The organism is Acidobacteriota bacterium (genome assembly GCA_009861545.1).
In the GTDB taxonomy this organism is placed as follows: domain Bacteria; phylum Acidobacteriota; class Vicinamibacteria; order Vicinamibacterales; family UBA8438; genus WTFV01.
The window spans coordinates 1-26,579 of the sequence record VXME01000070.1 but is presented as its reverse complement, the minus strand read 5'-3'; the positions used below and the strand labels follow the sequence as shown (position 1 = coordinate 26,579).

General features: G+C 67.3%; 18 protein-coding genes. 7 read left to right on the top strand and 11 right to left on the bottom strand.

Going from position 1 to position 26,579, the window contains the following annotated elements; genetic code table 11:
• The first annotated feature begins 114 nt into the window (after positions 1–114).
• Positions 115–1,110 (top strand): peptidyl-prolyl cis-trans isomerase, encoded by a 996-nt coding sequence (locus F4X11_11455; GenBank protein ID MYN65629.1) that lies wholly within the window; start codon positions 115–117, stop codon positions 1,108–1,110.
• Positions 1,052–3,217 carry a DUF3604 domain-containing protein gene (locus F4X11_11450; GenBank protein ID MYN65628.1) on the top strand — a complete coding sequence of 722 codons (2,166 nt, stop codon included), beginning with the start codon at positions 1,052–1,054 and terminating at the stop codon, positions 3,215–3,217. The genes F4X11_11455 and F4X11_11450 overlap by 59 nt, the downstream gene beginning before the upstream one ends.
• Before the next feature lie 38 nt (positions 3,218–3,255).
• Here the strand turns inward: F4X11_11450 and F4X11_11445 are convergent, their stop codons facing one another.
• Positions 3,256–3,534, bottom strand: a complete 279-nt coding sequence (locus F4X11_11445; protein MYN65627.1) for a hypothetical protein — start codon at positions 3,532–3,534, stop codon at positions 3,256–3,258.
• A gap of 246 nt (positions 3,535–3,780) precedes the next feature.
• Between F4X11_11445 and F4X11_11440 the strand changes: the two genes are divergently transcribed.
• Positions 3,781–4,500 (top strand): Uma2 family endonuclease, encoded by a 720-nt coding sequence (locus tag F4X11_11440; protein ID MYN65626.1) that lies wholly within the window; start codon positions 3,781–3,783, stop codon positions 4,498–4,500.
• Between the two features lie 100 nt (positions 4,501–4,600).
• Here the strand turns inward: F4X11_11440 and F4X11_11435 are convergent, their stop codons facing one another.
• Positions 4,601–6,112, bottom strand: a complete 1,512-nt coding sequence (locus tag F4X11_11435; protein MYN65625.1) for a sulfatase-like hydrolase/transferase — start codon at positions 6,110–6,112, stop codon at positions 4,601–4,603.
• Positions 6,113–6,232: 120 nt separating this feature from the next.
• On the opposite strand from F4X11_11435, the gene F4X11_11430 reads away from it, so the two are divergent.
• A complete protein-coding gene (locus F4X11_11430) occupies positions 6,233–7,756 on the top strand; it encodes a VCBS repeat-containing protein (GenBank protein MYN65624.1) in 1,524 nt (507 codons plus the stop codon).
• 109 nt (positions 7,757–7,865) lie between these two features.
• Positions 7,866–9,596: a PQQ-binding-like beta-propeller repeat protein gene (locus F4X11_11425; GenBank protein MYN65623.1), complete on the top strand. Its 1,731-nt coding sequence runs from the start codon at positions 7,866–7,868 to the stop codon at positions 9,594–9,596.
• Between the two features lie 48 nt (positions 9,597–9,644).
• Here the strand turns inward: F4X11_11425 and F4X11_11420 are convergent, their stop codons facing one another.
• From F4X11_11420 to F4X11_11400, 5 genes are all read right to left on the bottom strand, one after another.
• The gene (locus F4X11_11420; protein ID MYN65622.1) at positions 9,645–9,878 is read right to left on the bottom strand and encodes a hypothetical protein; all 234 of its coding nucleotides are present in this window, start codon (positions 9,876–9,878) and stop codon (positions 9,645–9,647) included.
• A gap of 173 nt (positions 9,879–10,051) precedes the next feature.
• Positions 10,052–10,810: a response regulator transcription factor gene (locus tag F4X11_11415; protein ID MYN65621.1), complete on the bottom strand. Its 759-nt coding sequence runs from the start codon at positions 10,808–10,810 to the stop codon at positions 10,052–10,054.
• The gene (locus tag F4X11_11410; protein MYN65620.1) at positions 10,810–11,721 is read right to left on the bottom strand and encodes a HAMP domain-containing histidine kinase; all 912 of its coding nucleotides are present in this window, start codon (positions 11,719–11,721) and stop codon (positions 10,810–10,812) included. The genes F4X11_11415 and F4X11_11410 overlap by 1 nt, the downstream gene beginning before the upstream one ends.
• 146 nt (positions 11,722–11,867) lie before the next feature.
• Positions 11,868–12,788, bottom strand: coding sequence for an acyl-CoA desaturase (locus F4X11_11405; protein MYN65619.1), 921 nt, complete (start codon positions 12,786–12,788; stop codon positions 11,868–11,870).
• A 113-nt stretch (positions 12,789–12,901) separates the two neighbouring features.
• Complete coding sequence (locus F4X11_11400) at positions 12,902–13,066, bottom strand: type II toxin-antitoxin system HicB family antitoxin (GenBank protein ID MYN65618.1); 165 nt, start codon at positions 13,064–13,066, stop codon at positions 12,902–12,904.
• A 164-nt stretch (positions 13,067–13,230) separates the two neighbouring features.
• Here F4X11_11400 and F4X11_11395 point away from each other — a divergent pair, with 164 nt between their 5' ends.
• Positions 13,231–14,460, top strand: coding sequence for an ATP-binding protein (locus tag F4X11_11395; GenBank protein ID MYN65617.1), 1,230 nt, complete (start codon positions 13,231–13,233; stop codon positions 14,458–14,460).
• A gap of 136 nt (positions 14,461–14,596) precedes the next feature.
• Positions 14,597–15,973, top strand: a complete 1,377-nt coding sequence (locus F4X11_11390) for an amidohydrolase family protein (protein ID MYN65616.1) — start codon at positions 14,597–14,599, stop codon at positions 15,971–15,973.
• A 239-nt stretch (positions 15,974–16,212) separates the two neighbouring features.
• Here the strand turns inward: F4X11_11390 and F4X11_11385 are convergent, their stop codons facing one another.
• The 4 genes from F4X11_11385 to F4X11_11370 all read right to left on the bottom strand — a co-directional run.
• Positions 16,213–18,399 carry an NTPase KAP gene (locus tag F4X11_11385; protein ID MYN65615.1) on the bottom strand — a complete coding sequence of 729 codons (2,187 nt, stop codon included), beginning with the start codon at positions 18,397–18,399 and terminating at the stop codon, positions 16,213–16,215.
• Positions 18,400–18,502: 103 nt separating this feature from the next.
• A complete protein-coding gene (locus tag F4X11_11380; GenBank protein ID MYN65614.1) occupies positions 18,503–22,444 on the bottom strand; it encodes an N-6 DNA methylase in 3,942 nt (1,313 codons plus the stop codon).
• Positions 22,441–25,281, bottom strand: coding sequence for a DEAD/DEAH box helicase (locus tag F4X11_11375; protein MYN65613.1), 2,841 nt, complete (start codon positions 25,279–25,281; stop codon positions 22,441–22,443). The genes F4X11_11380 and F4X11_11375 overlap by 4 nt, the downstream gene beginning before the upstream one ends.
• Positions 25,278–26,579 (bottom strand): AAA family ATPase (locus F4X11_11370; GenBank protein MYN65612.1); only part of this gene is annotated, 1,302 nt, incomplete at its 5' end. The genes F4X11_11370 and F4X11_11375, both read right to left, overlap by 4 nt.

Here is a 26,579-nt window from a genome sequence, read left to right as displayed (position 1 = left end):
TCACCGGGGCCGCCACGCGGATCGCACCATCACTGCAACGCATGGCATTCACGACACACCGGAGCGCAACTCTCCCGCGCCAGGAGTCCGCGCCTCGTTCTATGTGCAGACTCCATGGTTGGGCGGCAGCCGGAGCCGCAGGCGACGATTGACGGGCTAGAATGCGGTCGACCCGCGGTCACTCGACCGATGCGCGCAGACAACGCTCCCGACGGTCCCCCATCCAACACGGCGTCGGGCGGCGCGCCGGCCGACCGGATGCCGCGCTGGCTGCGCGATCCCCTCGTCGTCTTCGTGCTCCTCGGCATCGGCGTGTTCGCGCTCGACGGCTGGCTGGCCGGCGGCGAGACGGCGCGACCCGTGGTGGAGATCACGCCGGACGAGGTCGAGCGCCTCCGCGCGCGGTGGATCGCGCAGTGGGGCCGCGAACCGACAGGAGACGAATTGCAGACGTTGATCGACGAAGCGGTCGACGAGGAGATCCTGTACCGCGAGGCGCAGCGCCTGGGCCTCGACCGCGACGACGCCATCGTGCGGCGGCGGCTCGCCCAGAAGCTGACGTTCATCCTGGAGGACGCCGGCGCCGCCGGGCCGCCGTCACAAGCGGAGGTCGAGGAGTACTACGCCCGGCACGCCGAGCGCTACCGGCGGCCGGGACGGACGACGTTCGACCACGTGTTCCTGTCGGGGGACAGCAGGACCGACCCGGCGGGCGACGCGAGGGTCCTCCTCGGCGACTTGCGCGGCGTCGACGACGACGGCTGGCAGCGGTTGGGCGACCCCTTCATGCTGGCACGCAGCTACGCCGAGCGAGGCGACCAGGAGATCGCAGGGCTCTTCGGCAGAGTCTTCGCGGAGGCCGTGGCCGGGCTCCCGGTGGGCGGCTGGAACGGACCCGTGGAATCGACCTACGGCGCACACCTCGTGCGGGTGAACGGCCGGACGGCGTCCCGCGCGCCGGCGCTCGCCGAGGTTCGGGATCGCGTCCTCGCGGACCTGCGCGAGGACCGCCGCCGCGACCGTAGCCTGGCCGCGTACCAGGAGCTGCGCGATGCCTACGAAGTGCGGCTCCCGGAGACGGCGAGCGGCGCCGACTCGACACGAGAATAGAGGTGCCGCCACGCAGCTTCCCGGGTGCGGCGTCCGCTGCAAGCGGCGACGGAGCACGGAACTGGACGCGTCCCCCCGACGCGTGGGAGAGTTTCGCATGACGGCATTACGATTCGCAGCCTGCCTGTTGACCCTGGTTGCCCTAGCCTGCGGCCAAGCCGAAGCGCCGCCCGACGACGCACAGCCTCGGGCCGTGGGGGCGGACCGCCCCGTCGTGGAGTGGAGCCCGCCGAGCGCGCCGGCGCAGGCGGCCGATCTGGCCCCGCGGGAGCCGTGCGCGCACAACGACCCGCTGCGGCAGGCCTTCTTCGGCGACCTGCACACGCACACCGCCTTCTCGCTGGACGCCCTGGGACGCGGCGGCTTCCAGACGCCGGACGACGCCTACCGCTTCGCACGCGGCGAGGCGATCGGCCTGAGCCCGGTCGATGCCGAGGGCCGGCCGATGCGCACGGCGCAGTTGGACCGTCCCCTCGATTTCGCGGCGGTCACGGACCACTCCGAGTGGCTGGGAGAGGTGGCGGTGTGCACCGACCCGTCCTCCCCGGCTTACGACACGCCGGTCTGCCGCGGCCTGCGGCCCGGCGGCAACGACGAGGAGCGCGCCGTCTGGCAGGCGGACCGGCTCGCCGGCCGGGGCCCGCTGGTCTGCGGCGAGGACGGCACCCAGTGCCGGGACGGCCTCCTCACCGCCTGGGAGGCAACCCGCGCGGCGGCCGAGCGCCACTACGACCGCTCCAGCGACTGCTCGTTCACGGCGTTCCACGCGTGGGAGTACACGCGGGCGCCGGGCCGCTCCAAGGTGCACCGCAACGTCATCCTGCGCAACGAGATCGGGCCGGAGCTGCCGATCTCGTGGATCGACGCGGACCAGCCGCTCGACCTGTGGACCCGGCTGAAGGCGCGCTGCAACGACACCGGCACCGGCTGCGAGGCGCTCACCATCCCCCACAACCCCAACATCTCCAACGGCCAGATGTTCACTCTGGATTGGGGCGGGCTGCCGATCGACGAGCAGCGGGCGCGGGCCGCGCTGCGCAGCGAGATGGAGCCGCTGGTGGAGATGATGCAGGCCAAGGGCGAGTCCGAGTGCCGCCGCGGCATGTGGAACGTGATCGGCGGCGAGGACGAGCTGTGCGACTTCGAGAAGGTGCGCTACATCGACGGCGAGCGCCCCCCCGACTGCGAGGACGGCACCGGGCAGGGCGGGCTGCGCGGCGAGGGCTGCCAGTCGCGCCTCGACTTCGTCCGCTACGCGCTCATCGAAGGCATCGCGCAGGAGGAGCGCATCGGGATCAACCCCATCCAGCTGGGCCTGATCGCCAGCACGGACGGGCACAACGGCCTGCCGGGCGACACCGACGAGTACGACTATCAGGGCCAGAACTCGAACGTCGACTCCGACCTGGAGAAGCGCCTGACGACCGATGCCTACGCCCCGCATCCGCTGCGGAATCCCGGCGGGCTGGTCGGCGTCTGGGCCGAGGAGAACTCGCGCGACTCGCTGTTCGACGCGATGCAGCGCAAGGAAACCTTCGGCACCAGCGGCGTGCGGATTCAGGCGCGGCTGTTCGGCGGCTGGGACCTGCCCGACCTGTGCGCGAGCGACGACATGATCGCCGACGCGTACGAGGCGGGCGTGCCGATGGGCAGCGTGCTGCCCGGCCGGGACGGAACGGAGGCGCCCAGCTTCTTCCTGACCGCGCTCGCCGATCCGGGGACGGACGCGTACCCGGGAACGCCGCTGCAGCGCCTCCAGATCATCAAGGGCTGGGTGGGCGACGACGGCCTGTTCCATGAGGCGATCCACGACGTGGCCGGCGACGCCGACAACGGCGCCGACGTGTCGCGGGCGACCTGCGAGCGCAGCGGCGACGGCGCCGCCTCCCTGTGCGCGGTCTGGACCGATCCCGACTTCGACCCCTCCCGTTCGGCCGTCTACTACGCGCGCGTGGTCGAGAACCCGAGCTGCCGCTGGAACGCGCTGCAGTGCACGGCCCTGCCCGAGGAGGAGCGCCCGGCGGCGTGCATGGCGCCCGACCTGCCCTGGCAGATCCAGGAGCGGGCGTGGACGTCGCCGATCTGGTACCGGGCCACGGAGGAGTAGCGCGTTCCTGGTTGCGCGGAGAGCCCGCCCGAGACTCTCTACCCGAGGGTGCGCAAGGCGGCAAACAGTAGTCCGCCACCAGCTACGGCGATCCCGGCCATCCACTTGATCAGGCGTGTCTCGAGGGCCGCGAGATCCGCTTTGGTCGCGAAATGCTCGGTGATTCCGTCGCTGAATTGTCGAAGGTCGGTCCTGGTGGCCGACTCTCCGACCACATGGCTGAACACTTCGACAAGTGCTTCGGCCTGCTGTTCGCTGAGGTCGGCGGCGCGGAGCTTCCGAACGGCGGCGTGCGTGTCGAAGGTGACGGCGTTCATGGGCAGGTACTCAAAGCATAGTGGCTCGGGACAGTGACTGACGTCGGCCGACGGTTGGCACGATACGTGCTTTCACTTCCGCACGGACGCCCCGACGTGGAAGCGGCGTCGCAGCGTGTGGTAGCTTGGGAGAATCGTGCGCGCCGCCGGCGCCCCGTGGCCGCGCCTGCCTGAAGAGGTCCCGCGATGGTCCAACCCGCACCTGCCGCCGTCCCGATCGACTACCCGAGCTCCGACGGCCAGCCGATGGCGGAGAACGACGCCCAGCGCAGCGCCATCATGTACGGGATCGGCGCACTGGCCCGCCACTTCAAGAGCCGGCAGGACGTGTACGTCTCCGGGGATCTGCTTATCTACTACCGGGAGGGGAACCCGCGGTTGTCGGTCGCCCCCGACGTCTTCGTGGTGTTCGGTGTGGACAAACGCGAGCGGCCCAACTACAAGCTGTGGGAAGAGGGCCGGGCGCCGGCCTTCGTGCTGGAGGTGGCCTCGCCGAGCACGTGGCGGGATGATCTCGGCCGGAAGCGGTCCCTGTATGCGCGCCTCGGCGTGCGCGAGTACTGGCAGTACGACCCGGCGGGAGCGCATCTGCCGGCGCGCCTGCAAGGGGAGCGGCTGACGCCGGCGGGTTACGTGCGTCAACCGGCGGCGACGGCGCGGGACGGCACGCTGACGCTGCGGAGCCGAACCCTCGGCCTGGAGTTGCGGGCGGCCCCGGGGCGGGAAATGCGCTTCCGGGACCCCGCAACCGGCTGCGATCTGCTCAGCCACGACGAGGAAGCCGAAGCGCGCCGAACGGAAGTCGAGGCGCGCCGGGCGGAAGCCGAGGCGCGCCGGGCGGCCGAGACCCGCGCAGCCGCCGCGGAGGCCCGTGCCACGGCCGCCGAAGCAAGGGTGACCGAACTCGAGAGGCGGCTCCGCGGGCGGTATCGCGAGATTTCTCGATCGGAGCCCGATCGCCGGTGATGCGCGTCCGGCGGGCAGTTCCCGGCTACCGGGCCGCCTGCGCCTCGCTGTAGAGCATCCGCACGAAGTTGGTCGCGATCGACCGAGCGCCCGCGCGCCGCTACCGATAGTCCGCGCCGGTCAGGCTCTGCAGCACCGATTCCTGCCACGCCCGCAGCCGTTGCCGCAGGTCCTGCAGCACGTCGGTCTCGACCGCGGCCAGGTCGCGGCTCTCCGCCCTGTCGCCGCGCAGGTCGAACAGCTCGGCCCCCGACCCGCGGGAGCCGTCGACGACCAGCTTGTAGTCGTCGTGCAGCATCACGCGCGCCCCGCCGAAGTCCTGCGCGTCGACGGCCGGATAGCGGAAGTTCTCGAAGTTGCGGGTCGCGATGCCGTTCATCAGCTTGACCAGGGGCGTCGTGCCCACCTGCAGGGCCGGATCGATCCAGGGATCGTGGTCGCGGCCCGCCAGGACGCCGGTGTCGAAGCTCCAGAAGAAGATGGGCGCCGGGCGTGCAGTCATCCGGCCGTCGATGAGCGGCTCCAGATCGATCCCGTCCAGGGGCCGGTTCGGGACCGGCTGGCCGGCAAGGGCGGCCAGGGTGGGGAGCATGTCGCTGGTGACCGCGGCCACATCGGTGGTGCGCGGCGCCGGAATGCGCGCGGGCCATTCGATGATGCCGGGCACGCGGATCCCGCCCTCGTACATCGTCCCCTTCAGGCCGCGCAGGGGTGTTTCCGCCAATCCGCTGCGGGGCGTCCCGTTATCGCCGTTGTACCAGAGCAGGGTGTTCTCGCGCAGCCCCGCCCCGTCCAGGTAGTCGCGCAGCGTGCCTATGGCACGGTCCATGGCGGTGATCTCGGCGTAGCGCTCGCGCAGGACGTCGCCCAGCGGCCGCTCGATCTGCAGACCGGTCTCGTTCGAGGTCAGCGGCACCATCCGGTCCGCGTACTGCGCCGGCAGCTCGTCGTAGAGGGCCAGGTCCTCCGGCAGCCCGCTGTAGGGCTCGTGGGGCGATCCGAACCAGACGACGGCCAGGAACGGCTTGCCGGAATCCCGCGACTTCTCGATGAAGCGGATGGTCTCGTCGACGACGATCGCCGAGCTCTCCCCCTCGAAACGCTCGGGCGGGCCGCCGTTGCGCGACAGGGTCGGGTGCAGCTCGAAGAAGTTGTCGTGCGACAGCCACTCGTCGAAGCCCATCGCACCGGGATTGAGCGGCGAGCCGGCCTTCACGGTGCCGACGTGCCACTTGCCGAAGTGGCCGGTCGCGTAGCCGGCCTCGCGCAGCACGTGGGCGACGGTGATCTCCTCCGGACGCATCGACCAGTTGGGCGCGAACGTGCCGTAGCGCACCGGATGCCGCCCCGTCAGCACGCTGCCGCGGGTGGGCGAGCAGGACGGGTGCGCCGCGTAGAAGCGGTCCATGCGCAGGCCGGAGGCGGCCATCCTGTCGAGCACCGGCGTCTGCAGGTGGGCGTGCCCGTTGTAGCCGGTCTCTTCCCAGCCGTGGTCGTCGCCCATCAGCAGGATGAAGTTCGGCCGGTCCTCGGCGCGCAACGGCGACAGGGCCGCGAGCAGCGCGGCGAGGCAGGTCAGGACGATACCGGGCACCAGTCTTGTCTTCTTCATCGCGTGCATCCCACTCGCTTGCATCCCGCTGGTCGGCTCGGGTGCGGTGCCCAACAATGCCGGCACGGCAGTCCCACGTCAAGTAGGATTGCGACCTGCGGACGACAGACCACGAGGAGGATGACGATGACTCTCGATCAAGCCCACCTGGGAACCCGCGGCATGCGCCCCGCTGCATTCGAGCGGCGAGGCGGCCCGCGCGGACGGCATCGCTCCTCGGTCGAATACGCCGCCGCACTCCTCCTCGTCTGCCTCGTGTTTCTCTGGCCGCAGCCGGCCGGCGCGCAGCTCGTCGGGGACACCCCCACGGCCGCGCGGGCGGCGGACGGCAGCTACATTAGCTGGCGCGAGCACGTCATCGACGAGCCGGCGACCGCCGGGTTCGGCCTGAGCGGCAGCGACGGCCTCGTGATGGCCGACCTCGACAACGACGGATTCGAGGACATCGTGTCGGTGCACGAGTCGGACAGCGAGTACGACTCGACCGTGCCCGACCCCGACTACGTGCCGGACGCCGAGGGCCACGTGCGCGTGGCGTTCGGCTCGGCCGACCCGGACGCATGGACGAACGTCACCATCGCCGAGGGAGCCGACGCGCCCGCGCCGGAGGACGCCGACATCGCCGACGTCAACGGCGACGGGTACCTCGACGTCGTGGTGGCGGCCGAGCTCTCGCACCTCATCTATCTGCAGAACCCGGGCGCCGACGCCCGCGGCGCCAAGTGGCCGCGGCTGATCCTGCCGATGACCAAGGGCCGCGGGTCGTACATCCGCGTCTTCCTGGCCGACCTCGACGGCGACGGCGTCCCCGAGATGACCGCCCCGAACAAGGGGGCGCAGCGGCCCGCGCCGGAGGACTTCGCGCGCTCGACGCCGGTCTCGATCTTCTCGGTCGAGGGGGATCCGCTCAAGGGTGGCAACTGGACCGAGACGGTGCTCGGGCGCTACAGCGTGCCGCAGAACGCCGAGCCGGTGGACATCGACGGCGACGGCGACCTCGACATCGTGGTGGGCACGCGGGGCGAGAACCGGATCCTGTTCTTCGAGAATCCGGGCGACGGCAGCCTCGATTTCCGCGAGCACGCCATCGGCATCTACGGCGCGCGGGCGGCCGGCTTCAACCTGGAGTACGCGGACCTGAACGGGGACGGGCGCCTCGACATCATCGGCGCGGCCGGCGGCGGCCTCGCCTGGCTGGAGCAGCCCGCGCGGATCGACGACGCCTGGAACGCGCACGTCATCGGCACCTTCGCCCCCGACAGCATGACCGGCCTCGAGGTGGCGGACATCAACGGCGACGGCCGCCTGGACGTCATGGCCGGCAGCTACAGCCGCGGCCCGCGGGAAGGCGACGGCGACGTCGACAAGGACGACGCCCTCGGGCGCATCGGCTGGTTCGAGCACCCCGGCGACGCCAGCGGCGAGTGGGTGCGGCACGACGTCTCCCGCCGCAAGCGGGGCATGTACGACAAGTTCATCGCCCGCGATGTCGACGGCGACGGGGACGTCGACTTCCTGGGCACGCGGGGCAACAGCGCGCCCTACGACGGCGTGTTCTGGCTGGAGCAGGTGCGCTCGGAGACGCCGCACCCCGCCTTCGAGCGGGCGCGTAGCGAGGACAGCCCGGAGATGCCGCTGCCGTAAACGTGGAACTCATACGCAGCCTGATGGCGTATAGAGGGTTGTGATCAGAACAGACTCCGCTCCACGGCAGCCCCCGCGCGCGCTCAGACTCCGGCCCGGCATCGTCATCGTGACGCTGTTGTGGTCGACCTGGATCGGACTGCCGCTGCTGGTCCCGGCCGCGGCGCCGATCGCCATGGTCGGCGCGCTGCTGGGCGGGCTGGGGATCCTGGTGTGGTGGGCGTTCTTCAGCGGGGCGGCACCGATCGAGCGCTGGGGCGCGCCGCTGCTGATGCTGGCCGTGTCGCTCGCCACCGTGCCGCTGCTCGACGTCTCGATCTCCAGCTCGATGATGGGGCTGATGTTCCCGGTCTACACCGCGCCCGTGCTGAGCCTGGTCTTCGTGGCGTGGGCGGTGGCCACCCGCCGGATGGCCGACCGGCCGCGGCGGGTTGGTCTGGTGGCGGCGATCGTGCTGGCCTCCGGCTTTTGGACCACGTTGCGCACCGACGGGATGACCGGCGACGGCCGTCAGGAACTGACCTGGCGCTGGACGGAGACCGCCGAATCACGGTTGCTGGCGACGACCGCCGGTGAACGACTCGCGCCGCCGCCCGGTGCGACGATGGCGACGACCGTCGATGAACGACTTACGCCACCGCCGAAAGCGACGATGGCGCCGAGCGCCACGAACGACGCGAACGACGCGGACTGGCCGGGGTTCCGCGGCCGCAACCGCGACGGCGTCGTACGGGGCATCCGCATCGCGACCGATTGGGACACCTCGCCGCCGGAAGCGCTGTGGCGCCGGCCCGTCGGCCCGGGGGTGGGTTCGTTCTCGGTCCGGGGGCGGCAGGTCTTCACCCAGGAGCAGCGCGGCGAACAGGAGGTGGTGTCGAGCTATCTGCTGGCGACCGGCGAGCCGGTCTGGCGGCACGCCGACCCGGTGCGGTTCTGGGACTCGCACGCCGGCGCCGGCCCCCGCGGCACCCCGACGGTGGCGGGCGATCGCGTGTACACGTTGGGCGGCACCGGACTGCTGACGGCGCTGGACGCCCGGACCGGCCGGCGGTTGTGGGGGCGCGACATGGCCGCCGAACACGACGTGTTCTCGTCGGGGTGGGGCTTCGCAGGCTCGCCGCTGGTGGTCGACGATGTCGTGATCGTCGCGGCCATCGGCACCCTGGCCGCCTACGATGCCGAGACCGGCGCCCCGCGGTGGTCCGCGCCGGGCGCGGGCGACAGCTACAGCTCGCCGCATCCGGTGACCCTCGACGGTGTGCCGCAGGTACTGCTGCTCACCTCCGCCGGCGTCACCAGCGTCGCGCCGGCCGACGGCACGGTGCTGTGGACCCACGACTGGCCCACCTCCAGCCGCGTCGTGCAGCCGGCGCTGACCGCCGCCGGCGACATCCTCGTCGGCGCGGACGGCTTCGCGGGTCTGCGGCGCGTGTCAGCGACGCGGACGGCCGGCGAGCACGCCGGCTGGGCGACCGAGGTGCGCTGGACGACGAGAGGCCTCAAACCGTACTTCAACGACTTCGTGGCGCACGAGGGCCACGCCTACGGCTTCGACGGCAGCATCCTGGCCAGCGTCGACCTGGAGACGGGTGAGCGTGCCTGGAAGGGCGGCCGCTACGGCCACGGGCAGCTCCTGCTGCTGGCCGACCAGGACCTGCTGCTCGTCCTGGGCGAGCGGGGAGACCTGGCGCTGGTCGACGCGACGCCGGCGGGGTTCAAGGAACGGGCGCGGGTACCGGCGATCGAGGGCAAGACCTGGAACCACCCGGTGCTGGTCGACGACATCCTGCTCGTGCGCAACACCGAGGAGATGGCGGCGTTTCGGCTCACGCGGCAGTGAAGACCCCGCTGGCAGGACGACGGCTCTCTCGCACAGCGCGGCCTGGTCTCAGTATCTCGACACCGGACGGAGGTACGGCTGCACCTCCACCAGCTCCGGCGGCTTGCTCCTGATCCGATCCATCCCGACCTCGAGGCCGAGGACATCCTGGCTACGCACGTGAAAGAGCCCGGATGCGTGGATGAACGTCAAGCCCGCGCGGCCATCCTGGATCGCGTCAACGTCCTCGACTGCCTCGACACGACCGTCCTTGTAACGAATCGTCACCTGCACCGTGCTCACCTGAAGGGCGTCCGATCCGATATCCGGCAAGATCACCGGATTGGAACTCTACCACTTCAGGTGAGCGATGGGTGAAGGTCGGCGCTCGGCCGAAGCGACGCGGCGTGTCACGGGGATCATGCGCACGCGGACGGGCCAAGATTGGCACGGTGTGCTCAGCCCCCCGGGGCCGGCTATCCGTCGCCGTCCGGCTGCTCGACGAAGCGGTAGCCGACGCCGCGCACCGTCAGCAGGTGCCGCGGACGGGCCGGCTTCTCTTCGATGTAGCGCCGCAGCCGGGCCATGAAGTTGTCGACGGTGCGGGTGTCGGTGTCGTGCCGCACGCCCCAGACCTCCTCGAGGAGCGACTTGCGGGACACCGTCTCCCCGGCGTGCCGGACCAGGTAGCCCAGCAGCGTCGCCTCCATCACGGTCAGCGGCTGCTCCGCCTTGCCGCGGCGCAGCACCTGGTTGCGGAAGTCGATGACGACGTCGGCGAAGCGGTACTCGTGGAGCTCCTGTTCCTGCCCGGCACCGTCGTCGCCCCGCAGCCACGTGCGCCGGCGGAGCAGGCCGGCGATGCGCGCCAGCAGGATGGAGAGGTCGAACGGCTTGGGCAGGTAGTCGTCGGCGCCCGCCTCGAAGCCGCGCAGCACGTCGTCGGTGTCCGAGCGGGCGGTCAGCAGCATCACCGGCACGAACTGCCGCGCCGCGCGCAGCCGCCGCACCACCTCGAAGCCGTCGAGGCCGGGCAGCATGACGTCGAGCAGGACGACATCGAACCCGCCCGCGCCGGCGGCGGCCCCGACGAGGCGTTGCAGGGCCACCTCGCCGTTCTCCTCCACCTCGGCGGCGAAGCCCTCCGCCTCGAGGTTCAGCTTGAGGCCGCGGGCCAGGTGCTCCTCGTCTTCGACGATGAGGACGCGGCTCGTGACGCCGTCGGCGGCAGTCATCACGCCTTCAGCGGCAGCTCGAGGGTGAAGGTGCTCCCGCGGCCGGCCCCGCGGCTCTCGGCGAACGCGCGCCCGCCGTGCCGCCGCGCCACCGCGCGCACGATCGACAGCCCGAGCCCGGTCCCCCGCACCCGCGCCCGCAGCGCGGCCGGCAGCCGGTAGAAGCGGCGAAACACCCGCTTCAGCTCGTCGCCGGTGATGCCCATGCCCTGGTCGCGCACGCTGATCGCCACCCGCCGCGCGCCGACCCGCGCCACCTCCACCGCCACCCGCACCTGCGCGCCGGAGTACTTGATGGCGTTGTCGACCAGGTTGGTGACCGCGGCCAGCAGCTCGTCGCGGTCTCCGCTGACCACGAACGCCCCGTCGGGCGGGCGGTGGACGTAGGCCACCTCGCCGTTCTGCAGGTGATGCCGCTTCCCGGCGAGCGACACGCACTCGCCCACCACCTCGGACACGTCGACGTCGGCCGGGTGGTCGACCCGCCGGGCGTCCCCGGTCTTGCCGGCCAGCAGAATCTGGTCGATGGTCCGCTGCAGCCGGTCCGAGTCGTCGAGCATCGTGTCGATGACCTCGTGCCGGGTGCCGGGCGCCAGCTCGCGCTGGCGCAGCGTCTGCAGGTACAGCTTGATGCTCGCCAGCGGCGTCTTCAGCTCGTGGGTCACCGCGTGGATGAAGGCGTCGTGCTGCTCGCCGCGGCGGATTTCGCGAATCAGGAACAGCGTGTTCAGCACCAGGCCGCCCACCAGGACGACGGAGGTGATCACGCCCAGCAGCACCAGCAGCCCGGCGCGCCAGTTGACGACGATGAAACTGACGTTGAGGAAGACGGCGACGGCGATCAGGCCGCTGCCGAACAGCGCCGCCAGGACGATGGACCGCTTGCGGTTGCCGCCGCCGAAGCGTTGCATGGCGGGGAATAGGATAACCCCGGCCCGTATCCGCTGCACGCCCGAACCGGGGCGCGGCCCGGGCACGGGCTACGGCCCCGCGATCCACGGCGCGGGGGTCGCACGCCACCGAGCCGACAGCCCGGCGCGCCGACGGCTGGCCGCGCTCACTGCGCGGGGGCGCCGAGCACCGGACCGGCGGCCGGCTCGATCACCGCCCCGACGATGTCCTGCTCGGCCGTGATCGCCTTGTTGGCGATCTGCGCCGGGGTGGGCACCCTCACGTCCCAGGCCAGCCCCACCCACGACATCAGCTTGATCTGCATCCAGCTCAGGTCCACCTCGCGCCACGACATGCCGTGCCGGGCCGACGTGGGATAGGCGTGGTGGTTGTTGTGCCAGCCCTCGCCGAAGGTGAACAGCGCCACCCAGAACGAGTTCTTCGAGTCGTCGCGGGTCTGGAAGCGGCGGCGGCCCCAGATATGCGTCACCGAGTTGATCGCCCACGTACAGTGGAGGCCGACGACGACGCGCAGGAACACGCCCCACAGCAGCCACGGCAGGCCGCCGATGGCCAGCAGCGACAGCCCCAGGACCACCAGCGGCACCCAGTGCCACTTCGACAGCGCCCGGTAGAAGGGGTCCTTCATCAGGTCGGGCGCGTACTTCCCCAGGTTCTCGGTGTCGCCGTGCAGCGACTCGCCGAAGATGGTCCACAGCATGTGCGACCACCACTTGCCGTCGCGCGGCGTGTGCGGGTCGCCGTCCCGGTCGGAGTGCTGGTGATGGATGCGGTGCAGCGCCGTCCAGAAGATCGGCCCGCCCTGCAACGTCATCGTGGCGCAGACGGCGAAGAAGTACTCCACCAGCTTCGGCGTCTTGTAGGAGCGGTGCGTGTGGAGCCGGTGATAGCCCAGCCCGATGCCCCACCCGATGCACATCCAGTGCAGCGCGACGGCGACGAGCACGGCCCCCCAGGTGGCATTGAAGAGGGCGACGACCGCCAGCACGTGGAAGATGGCGAACGCGGTGGCGGTGCTCCAACTGATCCCGTCGGCGCTGGCGAAATCTATCTCCCTTGCGGGCATGGCAACTCCTTGGAAACCGGGCCGGGCACCGGCGCCCGGGCAACGGGCGATTAGCCTACCAAGCCGCGGCCGGACGCGGTGTAATAGTTGTGTAATTCCGCGATTCGAGGGGTTCAGCGCCAGCCGTCATCGAGAAGCATTGCGATGACTTCCTTGAGGTTCTCGTTGAGTTCCTCGAGAGTGTCGCCCTGGCTGTGGGCTCCAGGGAACCCGGGCACGTACCCGACGTAGAGGCGCGTAGCCGGGCAACGTTCCACGACGGCTGTGTAGCTCCGCATCCTGGTCAACGGTATGACCGGGACTCGACCGCGGTCAAGGCGTAGATCGTCGCGCCTCGCCCCCTTTGGGGTAGAGCGTTTGCCCCGTCGGCGCATCTCCAACATTTCGTTTATGATCGAATTTATATCCAAATTTTCACTTTTGTTCGACTGTATCTGAAACAATGGAGCTTCTACGCCAGGAGTACCTCAACCGCCTCCGGCGGTTGCTGGACGCCCCCGCGATCACCGCGGTGACAGGCATCCGGCGGGCCGGAAAGAGCGTCCTGCTGCGGCAGTTCGCGGCCTCGCTGCGCGACGACCGGCAGGTGGTCTACGTCGACAAGGAGTCGTTCGCGTTCGACGCGCTGCGGACGGCGCGCGACCTGATCGACCACGTGGAGTCCGCCACGCGCCGGGGCGAGCCGCGGGTGGTGATCGTCGACGAGGTGCAACAGATCGTCGACTGGGAGCGCGCGGTAGCCTCGCTGAACGGCGAGGACCGCACCGAGGTCGTCATCTCCGGCTCCAACGCCACGCTGCTGTCGGCCGAGCTCGCGACGCTGATCGCCGGCCGGTACATCACACTCCAGGTCTTCCCGCTGACGCTGGCCGAGTTCGGAGAGCTGTACCGGCAGCGTCCCGACGCGACGCTGGACGACGCCGAGCTCTTCCGGCTCTACCTGCGCATCGGCGGTCTACCGGGGCTGCTTCACACCGACCTGAGCGAGCTGGTGGTCGACCAGATGCTGGCGGACATGGTCAGCACGATCGCCATCCGGGACGTGGTCCGGCGGCACCGCATCCGCGATGTGGCCCTGTTCGAGGCGATCCTGCGGTTCGCGGTCGACAGCATCGGCAGCCTCGTGTCCGCCAAGCGCATCGCCGACTTCCTGAAGAGCCAGCGCCGAACGGCGGCGGTGGATACGGTGCTCAACTACCTCGCGCACCTGGGCGACGCGTTCCTGCTGACGGCCGTGCCCCGCTTCGACGTGCAGGGCCGAAAGCTGTTGCAGGTGAACCAGAAGCACTACCTGGGCGACATCGGCCTGCGCAACGGGATCATCGGCTACCGCGAGCGCGACATCGGCGGCATCCTGGAGAACCTGGTCTTCCTGGAGCTGCGCCGCCGCGGCTACACGGTGACGGTCGGCGTAGCGGGATCGCGCGAGATCGACTTCGTGGCGGAACGACGGTCCGGACGCCGCTACGTGCAGGTCGCCTACCTGCTCGAATCGCCCGCCACCATCGAGCGCGAGCTCGCCGCCTTCGATGCGGTGCGCGACGCCTACCCGCGGGTGCTGCTCTCCCTCGACCCGCACCAGCCCGCCGACCTGCAGGGCGTGCGACACCAGTCGCTGACCGACTTCCTGCGCGGCGCCCCGCTCGGCGCCTCGGCGGGCGAGGAGCACTGACGGCGCGACAGGGCGGCAGCGTTCGCGCGAAGCCGCGGTCAAGTTCGAACCGCTTGCGACGCGGCAACGGCCGCAGGGCGCCGTGCTCGATCCCCCGAATCGCCATGCTACGGGCCGCCCCGATGAGCGTGCTACGATGCGCGGCAGCATGGCCGGATTCCTGAAGGTCCTCGCCGTCTTGGTCGCCGTCGCCGCCTTGGCCGCCTGCGCGGGCAGCCCGTCGCCGCCCGCCGAGCCGGGCGGCCTGGCCATCGTCGGCGCCCAGCTCATCGACGGCACGGGCGGGGATCCGATCCCCGATTCGGTCATCGTCATCCGCGACGACCGCATCGTCGCCGCCGGGCCGCGCGCGACCACCGGGATTCCGGCGGGCGCGGAGGTCGTCGACGCCGCCGGCCAGACCGTCATCCCCGGGCTGGTGGACATGCACAACCACTACGGGAGCGACGCCGACGCGGCCCTGGAGATGCTGCGGACGCAGCTCTACTTCGGCGTCACCACCGCCCGCAGCATCGGCACCGACAACCCCGAGCAGACGGCCCTGATGCTCGAGGCCCATGCCGGCCGCCCCGACACGCCGCGCATGTTCACCGCCGGCCGCGGCTTCACGCACCCCGGCGGCTTCAACGCCGGCGCGCAGCAGCCCACCTCGCCGGACGAGGCGCGCGAGATGGTCCGCGCCCTGGCCGGCCAGGGAGTCCACTTCGTCAAGATGTGGGTCAACGAGATGCCGGAGCCGAATCTCAAGATCACGCCCGAGATCCGCACCGCCATCGTCGACGAGGCCATCGCCAACGGCCTCGTCCCCGTCGCCCACATCGACGAGGAGGCCGACGGCCGCCAGTTGGTCGAGGCCGGCCTCAGCGACTTCCTGCACTCGACCGTGCGCACCTTCGGCCCCGGCAGCGGCGCGCCGATGGCCGACCCCACGCCCTCGGCCGAGTTCATCCGGATGTGCCTGGACAACGACGTCTCGTTCACGCCGACGCTGTCGAGCGTCCAGAACAACTGGCACTTCGCCGAACACCCCGAGCTGCTCGACGACCCTGAGCTGCGCGCGGCCATGAACCCGCAGGCGCTGGCGCGGTGGAGCGACCCCGAGGCGCGGGCCGCAGTGGTCGAGGCCGACGACTTCGAGGACCGCAAGGCGGCGTTCCGGCAACTGCAGGACTTCGTCAAGACCATGCACGACGCCGGCGTCCGCATCGCCCTCGGCACCGACAGCGGCACCGCCAACGTCCCGATGGGCTGGGGGACGCACCACGAGCTGGAGCTCTACGTGGAGGCCGGGTTGACGCCGATGGAGGCGATCGTCGCGGCGACCGCGACCAGCGCTGGCGTGACGCCGCCGGTGGGGGAGGCGGAGTTCGGGACGCTGGAGGCGGGGAAGCTTGCGGACCTGGTGGTGCTGGATGCGGATCCGCTGGAGGATATTCGGAATACGCTCGCGATTGACCGGGTCATGCAGGGTGGAGCGTGGGTGAACCGAGAGGGCTTGCTGCCGGTGAGGTAGCACGACCGTTGCAACTGCCCAGACATCCAACGCACTGCTCGATCGGCCACCGCACGGATCCCACGGAAGAGACGGTCCGCCGGTACGCGCTGTTCGGGCGCCGGAGAGCCGAAAGTTTACGGCATAGCTCGTCAACCCAACGCAGGCGCACGCCTTGTCGTAACCAGTGGGAACGATCGTGGTACATCGGGATCGGCGCGTCGATCTCCCAAGACTCGATTCTTCAGAGCCTGTTAATGTTAATTGTCCTCGCTTATGTCGTCAGGCTGCCAGCCGGAAAGATACTTGTCCGCCAAGTCCAGCAGGTCTTTAGAATCCTCCGGACACGAAGCCCTTATTGCTCCGATCCGCGTCTTCAAGGTGTCCTCGTCCCCGTACACGCCAACCAGCACATCCCAAGCAAGACGAGAAGACCGAGTTATCGCGCGACTTCCCACCGCCTGCTGTCGCACTTCGCAACGCCCCGCTCTCAATAGTGCAAGAGTCATCTGTGCCGTATCGGGGATTATAACGTCCGGCTCGGGCGGCAACAATCCTCCTTTCGCCAGTCGCAAGATCCTGAGAGGGTCCGCTTCCCGCCGTATCGCATCTGCTGACGCTGACCGAACTTCGTCGCGCCACGCGCGCTCCAGTGCACGCGCTGCCGGTTCGGACACCAGTTTGTGACCTACATTCTCGCGATGCCCTACGATGTCAATGAGTTCCAGCTTTGCTGACAGTGTTCTGAGTTCGCGCAAGATACTCTGCGCTACTTGCGCAATCTGTTCGCCGTCCCGAATTGAGCGCAGGAGGCGGTAAACCACCCGCGTTACGTAGACGCTACTGTCGAGTTCGAACATGCCCTTCGGCCGTTCAGGCAGATCCGGCATCAGGTTGAGCAAGACAACAGATCCGGGGACGACATGCTCACGAGCGAACTGTCCCTCGTACGTTTCGAGCGAGTGTATGACAGCGTGCAAACGCTTTGGGTCTAGCGACCGCAAGTAGGTGTCAAGGGCTTGCTGGTCGGCCATACAGGCCCATGCGTGTTCCGCCTGCATAAAGGACTCGAGGCCTTCCCCAACAACTCGTTCGAGATAAAGCCGAAGCACGTACTCATGAGCAACGCGGCGGTTCTGTAGCCACTGAGTCTTCCAATCACTCCCATAGTGCGGGCCGCCGACGTGACATTGCGCTGCAGGAAACAACCGCTGGATCATTGCTCTCACGACCGCCGCGTGTTCTTCAGCTATTTCTAGCAACAGGTCAATGCGCTTCTTGAAGTGCTCGGCGGGGCCGGGGTTTCTTGCATACTCGTCAGACGTCATAGTAAGGGCGTTGACTGAGCCGTGCATGAAGCGAAATACATCTGGCAAGAAAACTCGAATCGCATCGAGGGCTAGAACATCGACGAGGTCTACTTGGCCACCGAGTTGACGCACCGTAACATGTACGGAGAGCGCGTAACGGCGGACGTCCCTTATATTCCTGATCAAAGGACGAATGACTTCCATGAGCACGTCCGGCCAAGCGGTCTCATCGAACGAGCCTGGCTGCTTGACCGGGGAAACGACTTCATCGATTGCGTTCGATGTGTTCCTGATGAGAACGTCTTCCGGCACCTCCGGAAGATCGACAGCAAACTGCAAAATTTTCTCGATATAGGCGCGCCCTGGAATCTTGTGCTCGGCAAGTGCCTCTTCAATCCTGATGCGATCAAAAGAAACAATGTATACGATGTTCGAAAAATTTGCTGTTAAGCGTACAAGCTTAAACATATCCCGGATTTCCCGAGTACTAAGCCGGTCAATGTCATCGAGCACGACTACGATCGGTTGATTGAGTGCGGCTAGGGCTGTTTGTATCTTCTCCCGATGACTGGCGACGGTCCCACCCCGCCCCTTGGACTGCTTGGCCAGGAACTTCGCAATCACACGGAGGCGGTCGAGCCACGGACCGAAGACGGGCAGCCATCCTAGCTCCGCCAGAAAATCACCGTACGCGGCGAGATTCTCGCCAAGGGTAGCGAGATTGGGGCGTAGCTTCATCTGGGCTGACAGTTCTGAGAAGAAGGAACTCACCAGCTGCTCGGCACCGCTAAACATCCATGGATTGAACTCAAGTACATCTATGCCGAGGCCCTTCAGATGAGATCGTGCGAGGTTAACGAATGATGTCTTGCCCGCGCCCCAAGGCCCCAAGACGCCGACGACCAGTCCTTGACGTGAATCAATCTCAAGGATGTGCTCCGCAAAAGATCGCGCGGTGGAGGCTCGCTCAAGGAGGTCCTCTTTGGCTTCACGAATTGGATTGTCTGCTGGAACAGCCACGACTCGTTGCTCGGAATTGGTAATCGTTGTATCTGCACTCGCTCGGCGTAAGCACGTCATTATATACCACCCGAGGAGACCGGTGGAGATGTTTCCCAAAAAAACGAAGTGGCTCAACGCTCGGTCTGGGCGGTCGGGCCTCCTTAACGCCGGAGTTCATGCCCTGGCGTTGGAACCGCACCACGTTCCTGAGCCGAAGCAGCAGGCTGCGAAGGTCGCTTCATGTTCGGGATCTCGATTGTGACGGCACCTGGATCGCCCTGTAGTTGGGCGTAACGTCCGAGCGTTCGTCCACTTCCGCCGGGAGCTGCTCATAGGCGTTTAGGACTAAGTGCTTCGTCCTGAATTCGCCGAAGCGCTTGCTGTCCTGTTTCTTGACGATCGGGAACGTGTCCAGCACGTGGGCCAGCTCATCGCGGGTGAGTCTGTATACGTCCCGCGCGACGCATGCATCGATCTCGCTCCGCAATAGTCTGCGTTCGCCCTCGTCGGTCGTTCCCGGGACTGCGTGCCTCTCCCGGTGCTGGGGCACCCAGTCATCTTCGGCCGCCATGTTCCAGAAGTCAATCATTTCGGGCCCCGTGCACGTCAGCCGCAGGACTCGCGGAACCAACGCACGCACCACGGCATCCTGTGATGCAGGTCGGGGAAACGGCATGCCATCAAGGATCGTGTACGTCATCGAGAGGCCGACCTTCATGCGCACCAAGAAGTCCATGACGAAGCTGTTGGCGACGGCGAGCCACACTGCGTAGGTCCATGGCGCAGCGTCGCCAAACGAGATCGTTGGCACCTTGTCACCGCAAACAGTGTACCTCGGAATGAGTGCCGCGACGAGGCTGCGCTCGTTCGTCGGACTCGCCACATCGCAGAACCCGATCCGATAGTCCTGGCACCGTTCGAGTGCCCTGTCGGGTACAAGGTGGGTAGGAATTCTCCATTGTGGCTGAATCGATTTTGTCGGTTCAGAGAAGGGGAGTTCCTCCCAGACCGCCTTTCGCCCTCGCCCGGATCGGTAGCCCTTGGCGCGATGATCGTACTGCGCGACCATCCGGCCCTCGTAGAGCGGCGCTCCGGACGGGTCCTCGTCGAACAGGGACCGGTCGTTGCCCATGTCGACTTCCCGCATGTAGTGACGGCGCGGTTGACCATCGCGCTCGTCGTCGAACCGGGGGTGACGCCTGTACATCTTCTCCGCGATGTCGATGTCTCGCTGGCTCGAAAACTCCATGATCGCCAGGGCGTCCGCGGAGAACGCCTTGACAAGCCCTGGCGTCATCAAGAGAAGGTTGCCAGCTTGTGCATCGGTAAGCTCCTGCACTGAACGTATGTTGAACGCGGCTCGAAACCGGGTGGTCCTGCTGGCCCTGCGAGCAGTGTAGATGGTGAACTTCGCGCTGCCGTGGATATCGGTGAACCACGACTTTCGCCAGTTTTCGAACCCGAGAATCTGGTCGAGCTGGCATCGCTCAAACAGCTCTCTGCGAATCGCCATGCAGTTGGCACCGGAATAAAGCCCGTCAGGTACGACCTGAGCTATGAGCCCTCCCTCGCGAATCGTCCTGAGCGAAGTCTCGACGAACATACGATAGACATTGAAGTCGCCCTTGCCGAGGTTACCGGGTGCAAACAGCGTGTACCGACCACTCGCTTTCATGAAGTGCACCGCGCCGTAAAGGTCGCGGCGGTATTTCGCCCATGCCGTCGCGGTCGGTGTGTCCTCCAGCAGTCGACTCATGATCTCTCGTTGGCCAGCACTATCCTGACTCCGAATGCTGGGCTCGTACCGCGAGAAGAACTCCTTGACGTCCGGGCTCAAGGTGTCCCAAGGGGGATTGCCGAGGACAACGTCGAACCCGTCATTCCACCCGGTAGGTTCGCCAGGATCTTCCTGAGCATTCTCCGTTTCCGTCGCGAAGACGGTCGGGAACGCCAGATGCCAGTGAAAGAAGCGGTGGCAGCGGGACAGCTCGCGCACGATCCGGCGCGTGGCGCGCGGCGTCGTGCTCGTGTCGGTCGAGATATCGCGCCATCGATCCGCGGTGATGGCAGCGTCGGCAAGGTCGCCGGTCTGCTTCGGCCAAACGAACGACGCGCACCATGCGTCCGCCCGGAACCACAGGTCGCTGAATGCGCCCGATCGAGCGAGATCGTCCCACCGCCGTTCCTTCAGGCGCAGCGCGCCGATGTCGTCGTCACGCTCACTATCGATGGCAAGAATCCTCTCCGTGATGGCCGCAATGTCCTTTGCGATGGGTGCCTCGAACGCCGCGTGCATCGTTCGCTGCCCCGACGCTAGACTGGCGCGCTCCTTCTTGTTGCGTCTCCTGAGATCCGTCGCGATTGTCTTGTCGTCCCCTTCGATCGCCGTGAACGCGATATCCGGTATCCCGCGTGCCATCAGGGCAGGAGTGGCGCCGATCAGCGCATTCCCGCACTGGATGTGACTGTCGAGGAAGGAAAGAGGGCGCCCGGGCTCGATAGCCTCCAACCACAGGCTGACCTTACAGAGCTCGACGGCCATCGGGTTGATGTCCACGCCGAACAGGCAGCGGCCAACCACGTCGCGCAGTGCATGTTGGACCTCCCGGGGGCTCGGCTCGTCCTCACCAACTCGGATAGCGGCCAGCCGCGTCGCGATCCGGCGCGCCGCGGCCACGAGAAAGTGTCCGGACCCGCATGCCGGATCGCAGATTCTGAGCCCCAGGATCGCTTGCTCGGGGTTGGGCTGCCTCGCGGCTTCTTCGAGAACCGGCTGGAGTGCGGAATCCAGCAGGCAATCGACGAGGGGCGCCGGCGTATAGTAGCTGCCGGTCGTCTTGCGCTCGTGTCCGCCCGCTGTGTCGAGCTGGAACGTGCCCGCGTCCCGGTTAAGGCGCGGATGCAGTTCCAGAAGACTCTCGTAGATGCTCCCAAGTTCGTCGGCGCCGATGCTGCGCCAGTTGACCGGGTAGGGAATCCCCTGCTCGCGGATGGTGGAAAGGTGACGAACTGCGTCCAGAACATGTGCATTGCTGCACTCTGCACTCACTAGCGCCGCGCAAGCTTCCGGGTTCCAGAGGGCGCTGCCAAGTGCCGGCAAGGCGAGTTCGGGACATCCGTTGTAGAGTCTCGACATGACGACGCGCAGACCGTGCCACAAGTCGCCGTGCGAGCCGCCACGCCGACGGTCGCCCAGCAGTCGAAGCCTGCGGGTTGCATAGAACTGCAGGTATCTGTTCGCCGCCACGTCGTTCGCGGCAGGATCCAGCAGCACGTCGCGCTCTTCCGCGACGAAGAGGAAGATCAGCCGGTACACGAGCCGGAGCAGTTGGCGGTAGTACTCCCGCGTGTCGAGCTCGCCAGACGCCAGCGCTGCATGCAGCGGGGCGTTTGCCGCGTTCGTGAGGAAGCCCGAGCCGAATGCCTCGATCGCTTGTTGGACGCCACCGCGTAGCTTGTCGAGCGCCCGGACACCTTGGTCGCGTGCGGCGGTGAACCAGCGCTCAAGCCAGCACTCCGAGGGACGCTCGGCTTCGACGCGGCTTTGATGGCAGAGGACCCAGAGGAGCAGGAAGTCGCTGAACTGCTCGCCCCGCATGATTGCTTGGAGGTCGAACTCGATGTACGCCTGCCGGGTCAGGCTCCGATGGTTGCGCAACAGGCGCAGTTGCAGGCCATTGGATACGAAACCCCACAGGTGCCGGTCCGAGCGGTTCAGAAAGTCCTGCACCAACCCGTGCGGCGACGTTCTTGCCGCGCCGGCGACGCCGGCCTGCCGGCGGTCGAGATCCACGCCGCAGCCCAGCAAGTGCACCGGCGAGTGGTGCCAGGTGTGGGAAATGGCAAAGGTCTTTTGGTCGATCTGTATTGGTTGTGCGCGCGGCAGGCGTCCGAACCCGAGCTCCTGAAACAGCGGCAGGAGCCAACGCTCGCGGGTCGGTCCGGTCGCCGGCGGCACCGCGCGCCCCCGCGCTTCCTCGAACGAACGCCATGCGGTGACCAGACGACCCCACGCGCGGTTTGCCGCTTCCCCAATCCGCTCGCGCGGAGCGAGATGGTAGCTCTCACCGGTCAGCCCAGGAAGAGTGCCGTCTCCCGACCGGAGACGCGCCAGCAAATCCTGGGGCAGCAGGCCACCTTCAGTCCGCACGGCGCTGAAGCGACCGCGGTGGCCGATCATCCGTGCCCTCCCGCGACTACCGGAAGCAGCATATAGACGCCGAGAACGTCGGGAGGTGTGTGCACGTCGACCCTCAACGCTCGGACGCCGCTCCGGGTCGCCCGCCGGACTCGGCGGTGCGCGTCGAAGAGCGCACGCCCGCGCTCCTCGGCGATTGCGTCTAGTCTCGGCCTGAGGGCATCGAGGCGATCCAGCACGCGTTGGATATGAGTCTGCGCCTGATCGGCGCCGATGTTGGCGTCTGCGCCGACATCGAGGAATGGCTCGATGTCATCCGGCGCGAGCCAGTCTGCGTGGTCCGGGCTGCCGCGAAAGCCTGCCAGGGCAAGTTCCTCCGCAAGCAGTGGACGCTCCGCATCGTCCCGTCCCCGATTGACGATGTGGAACCGGACGCGCAGAAGGACGAGCGTGGTACGTCGTTGCACCGCGTTCGTCCGAACCACGCCACACCGCAACCCCAAGCCGTTCCGCGTCCTATCGAGCGCGATTTCAAGCACGTGAGCGGCCAAACCCTCGACGATCGGGTGGGTTCTGGTGAGGCGGTGCGCGTCGCGCTCCGGCGCCCCGGAGAAGACCGCCACAAAGCGTCCTTCTTCGCCGATCGCGTCCCGTAGGGCGCGGGTCGTCTCGCGCATGTCGACCTGCATTGGTTCATTGCCGGACACCTGAGCGCCAAGCGTTCGTAACGCCGTGGCCGTGAACCTTCGCACGTCTGCGCCGCTTCCAATCGCTCGGCGTAGCTCATCGAGCTCGACTCGCACCTCTGTGTTCACCAGCCGGAGGATCTGGTTCTGCGCGAACAGGGTCCGGCTCCGCTTCTCCCGCTCGACGGCCGCGTCCCACTGCCCGTCGACGTCTCGATGAAGCGGTTCAAGGAAGTCGAACGAAAGCTGCGTGGTATCGGCCTCACGCATCAGTAGCCCTTCGAGGACGGCGTCTTCAATGATTCGGGTGTCCATCGGCACGGGCACGATGACACCGAGGCGCTCGTGGATGGTCTTGTGCTTCCGGAGCAGAACCTGCAGTACGATGCCGTCGACCGGATTGTTCTGGCCGTAGTAGGTGAGAGTCCGCACGGTCGAGCGATTCTGCCCATAGCGGTCCACGCGACCCTCGCGCTGTTCATGGCGAGTCGGATTCCACGACAAGTCGTAGTGCATCACCGCGTCGAAGGCATCCTGTAGGTTGATACCCTCGCTCAGGCAGTCCGTACACACGAGGATACGGCCTTCGTGAGCCCCGAGAGCTTCCACACGACGTTTCCGTTCCTCGGGAGGCAACCGGCCAGTAACAGCCTCAACCACGACGCCCCTGCGTTCGAGTCTGGCGCGGAGGAACGCCGCCACGTAGTCGACAGTCGGCACAAAACGGCAAAAGACGATCGGCGCGTACCCGTCATCAAGCAGATCCCGGACGAGTTCCAAGGCGCGCGAGAGTTTGGCATCGCCCTCCCCGGCGAGCTCATCGGCCTCACGGGCGAGTCGCATGAGTCGTCCCCTATCGCGATCAGCGTCTTCCTCGGACTCGCAGCCCGACACCACATCGATCGCCTCGGTTAGGTCCTCATCGAGATCGAGCACCGCGCGCCGTCCTTCCTCGTCGACCTGCTCGATGGTCTCTGCATCCTCCGCTACTGAACGGTTACGCAGGGTTGCTGCGGCCGCCGCCGGACTGGAGGCCAGGGCTCGGAGAAGCGCCAGCGCTGACCACCAGCGGACGCGCTGGCGCCGCCTTTCCAGCGACTTGTCGAGCACACTCTCACGGCAATAGCCCAGTACTCGATCGAGAAACTCGCGATACCGCGGCGTGAGCGTGTAATGCTCCTCGGCGATCTCGCGGGTCGGAAACGGCGTCACCGTGTCAAGGTACGCCTTGAGATCACCCCGTCGCCGCTGCACGAAATGTCGTGCAAGCGCCTCACGGTGCCCCCGGTTCTGCTCCCCGGACAGGTCGGCAGGCAGATCGGCGAATCGATTGTCCAACAGCACAAGCAGAGAACGGAAGGTCTCTTCGTTCCCGCTGTGCGGGGTCGCAGTGACAAGCACGAGGTGACGAGATGCGCCGCCTCTCGTGTCCGGCCGGACGAGGGCCTGCAGCAACTCGTGCCGCTGCTGCCCAGAAGAAAGGGTCGTCGCAGTGGCGCAAGTGTGTGCCTCGTCGACGATCACGAGATCAGGACAGGCTCGCAGGAACTCGTCGCGACGGCGTTCACTCTTGATGTAGTCGGTGGAAACAACAGTGAACGGGTAACGGTCGAAGAGAGACTCGTCTTGCCGACAGGTCCGCTCGAGGCGGGCAGCCGTGCCGGCTAGTACGAGTTCGGCATCGAGGTGAAACTGCCCTGCCAGCGACGCTTGCCACTGCTCGGCAAGATGCGGTGGACAGAGTACGCACAAACCGTCGACCTCACATCGGTCAACGAGTTCGCGCGCCACGAGGCACGCCTCCACGGTCTTCCCGACTCCGACGTCGTCGGCGATCAGCAGGCGGACAGGATCGAGCCGGAGCGCCATGAGAAGCGGCACAAGCTGGTACGGGCGGGGCTCAACCGCGATGCGGGCGAGCGATCGAAACGGCCCTGCACCAGCGCGAAATCCCAGGCGCACGGCGTCCCGCAACAGGCTGAATGACAGGTGGTTGCCCAGATCTGTCGCCGGGTCGGGCAAGTCGAACTGCGCCGGCTCGACGCGCTCCAAGGGCAAGTAGATGCCCGTGACTTCGTGCTCAGTGCCACCCAAGGGACGCAAGATGAGCGTGTCCGGGTCATCGCGGTTCTGGGGCAGAACGACCCACTCGCGCCCCCGCGCCCTGACGAGCGCGCCAACATCGAAACTCACGCGCCGGTTTCCTTGGTACCAATGAGCGGATCGAGAAAACGACTCGGTGTTCCTGTCCAGAAAACAGCCACTTCGTCTCGGGCGCGAGTGATCGCGACGTACAGCAAACGCCGCTCCCGGGCTTCTGCGGCCTCGCGATCCTGAGGGTCATCGGCAGAACGCAGGGCGGCGCGACTCGGAACCTCTGCGTCGCCGCAACCCAAGACGAGAACTGCCTTGAACTCGAGTCCCTTGGCCCGATGCATCGTGCCGAGATGCACCTTGCCTTCACCCGCTGCGTCTCTGTCGGACAGGCGATGCCACGACACGCCAGTCTTGTCAAAGGCCTCGCACAAATCGTCGAGACGCTTGTTTGTACGCGCGAAGATCCCGACAGCCTCCGGCGCCAAGCCATCCGCCACCCAGGCACGGACCGTCGCAACGGCAGCGGTGATCTCGTCCTCGCGGGTCGGATGACCCGCGAAGCGTGGCTCCGGGCCGCGAAGGAGACTCCGTGTGCCGGCCCGCTGTTCGTCCCCGCCGTCCATATCGTCAGTGACGGCGCCCAGGATGCGATCAGCGCAGCGTCGGATCTGCTCCGTCGTGCGGTAGTTGATGCGCAGCACCGAGGCCCGCCCGCGGACCTCGATGCCCAGCGTCCTGAGGCTGAACCCTCCAGGGTAGATGCGCTGCCCAGTGTCGCCGCAAAGAAGCAGGTTGCCAGGCTGGACGCTGCACAACGCCTTTAGAAAACGAAGCTCCGGTGGAGTGAGATCCTGGACTTCGTCGACGACTACTGCGGTGTACGGACTGCGGACGCTGCCATCGGTCAGCAGCTCCAACCCTCGTTGACACAACCCGGACCAGTCCAACAGGTCCCGGCCCTCAAAGTTGTCGAGCGTTCCCCCGAACACTTGCCAGAGCCGACGTCGTTCCTTGATCCCCAGGCCGCGCCCGCGTCCAGTGCGCTGGGCGCTACGGTACTCCTCCCAGCGGCCAATCCCCTGCAGGCGCACGACGTTGTCCCACTCCCCGCGGACGAACCCGGCGTCGTACTCGGGCGCGTGACGAAGGCGCAGGGTTTCGACGCATTCTCGAACATCTGCTTCCGTCGCCGGAAACATCCGCGGGTGTACCTTCCGAACCAGCGCGAGAGCCTCCTTATGGACCGTGGAAACGGCAATCGCTTCGCGCTCCTCCGCTGTACACAGGATGTGCAGGTTCCGCTCTATGTTCTCGCAGAGTGTCGTGACATAGCTGCTCAGGTGATCAACGACAATTATTTTTGCCGGTTGGCGAGGACGCGATCGGCCGGTTCG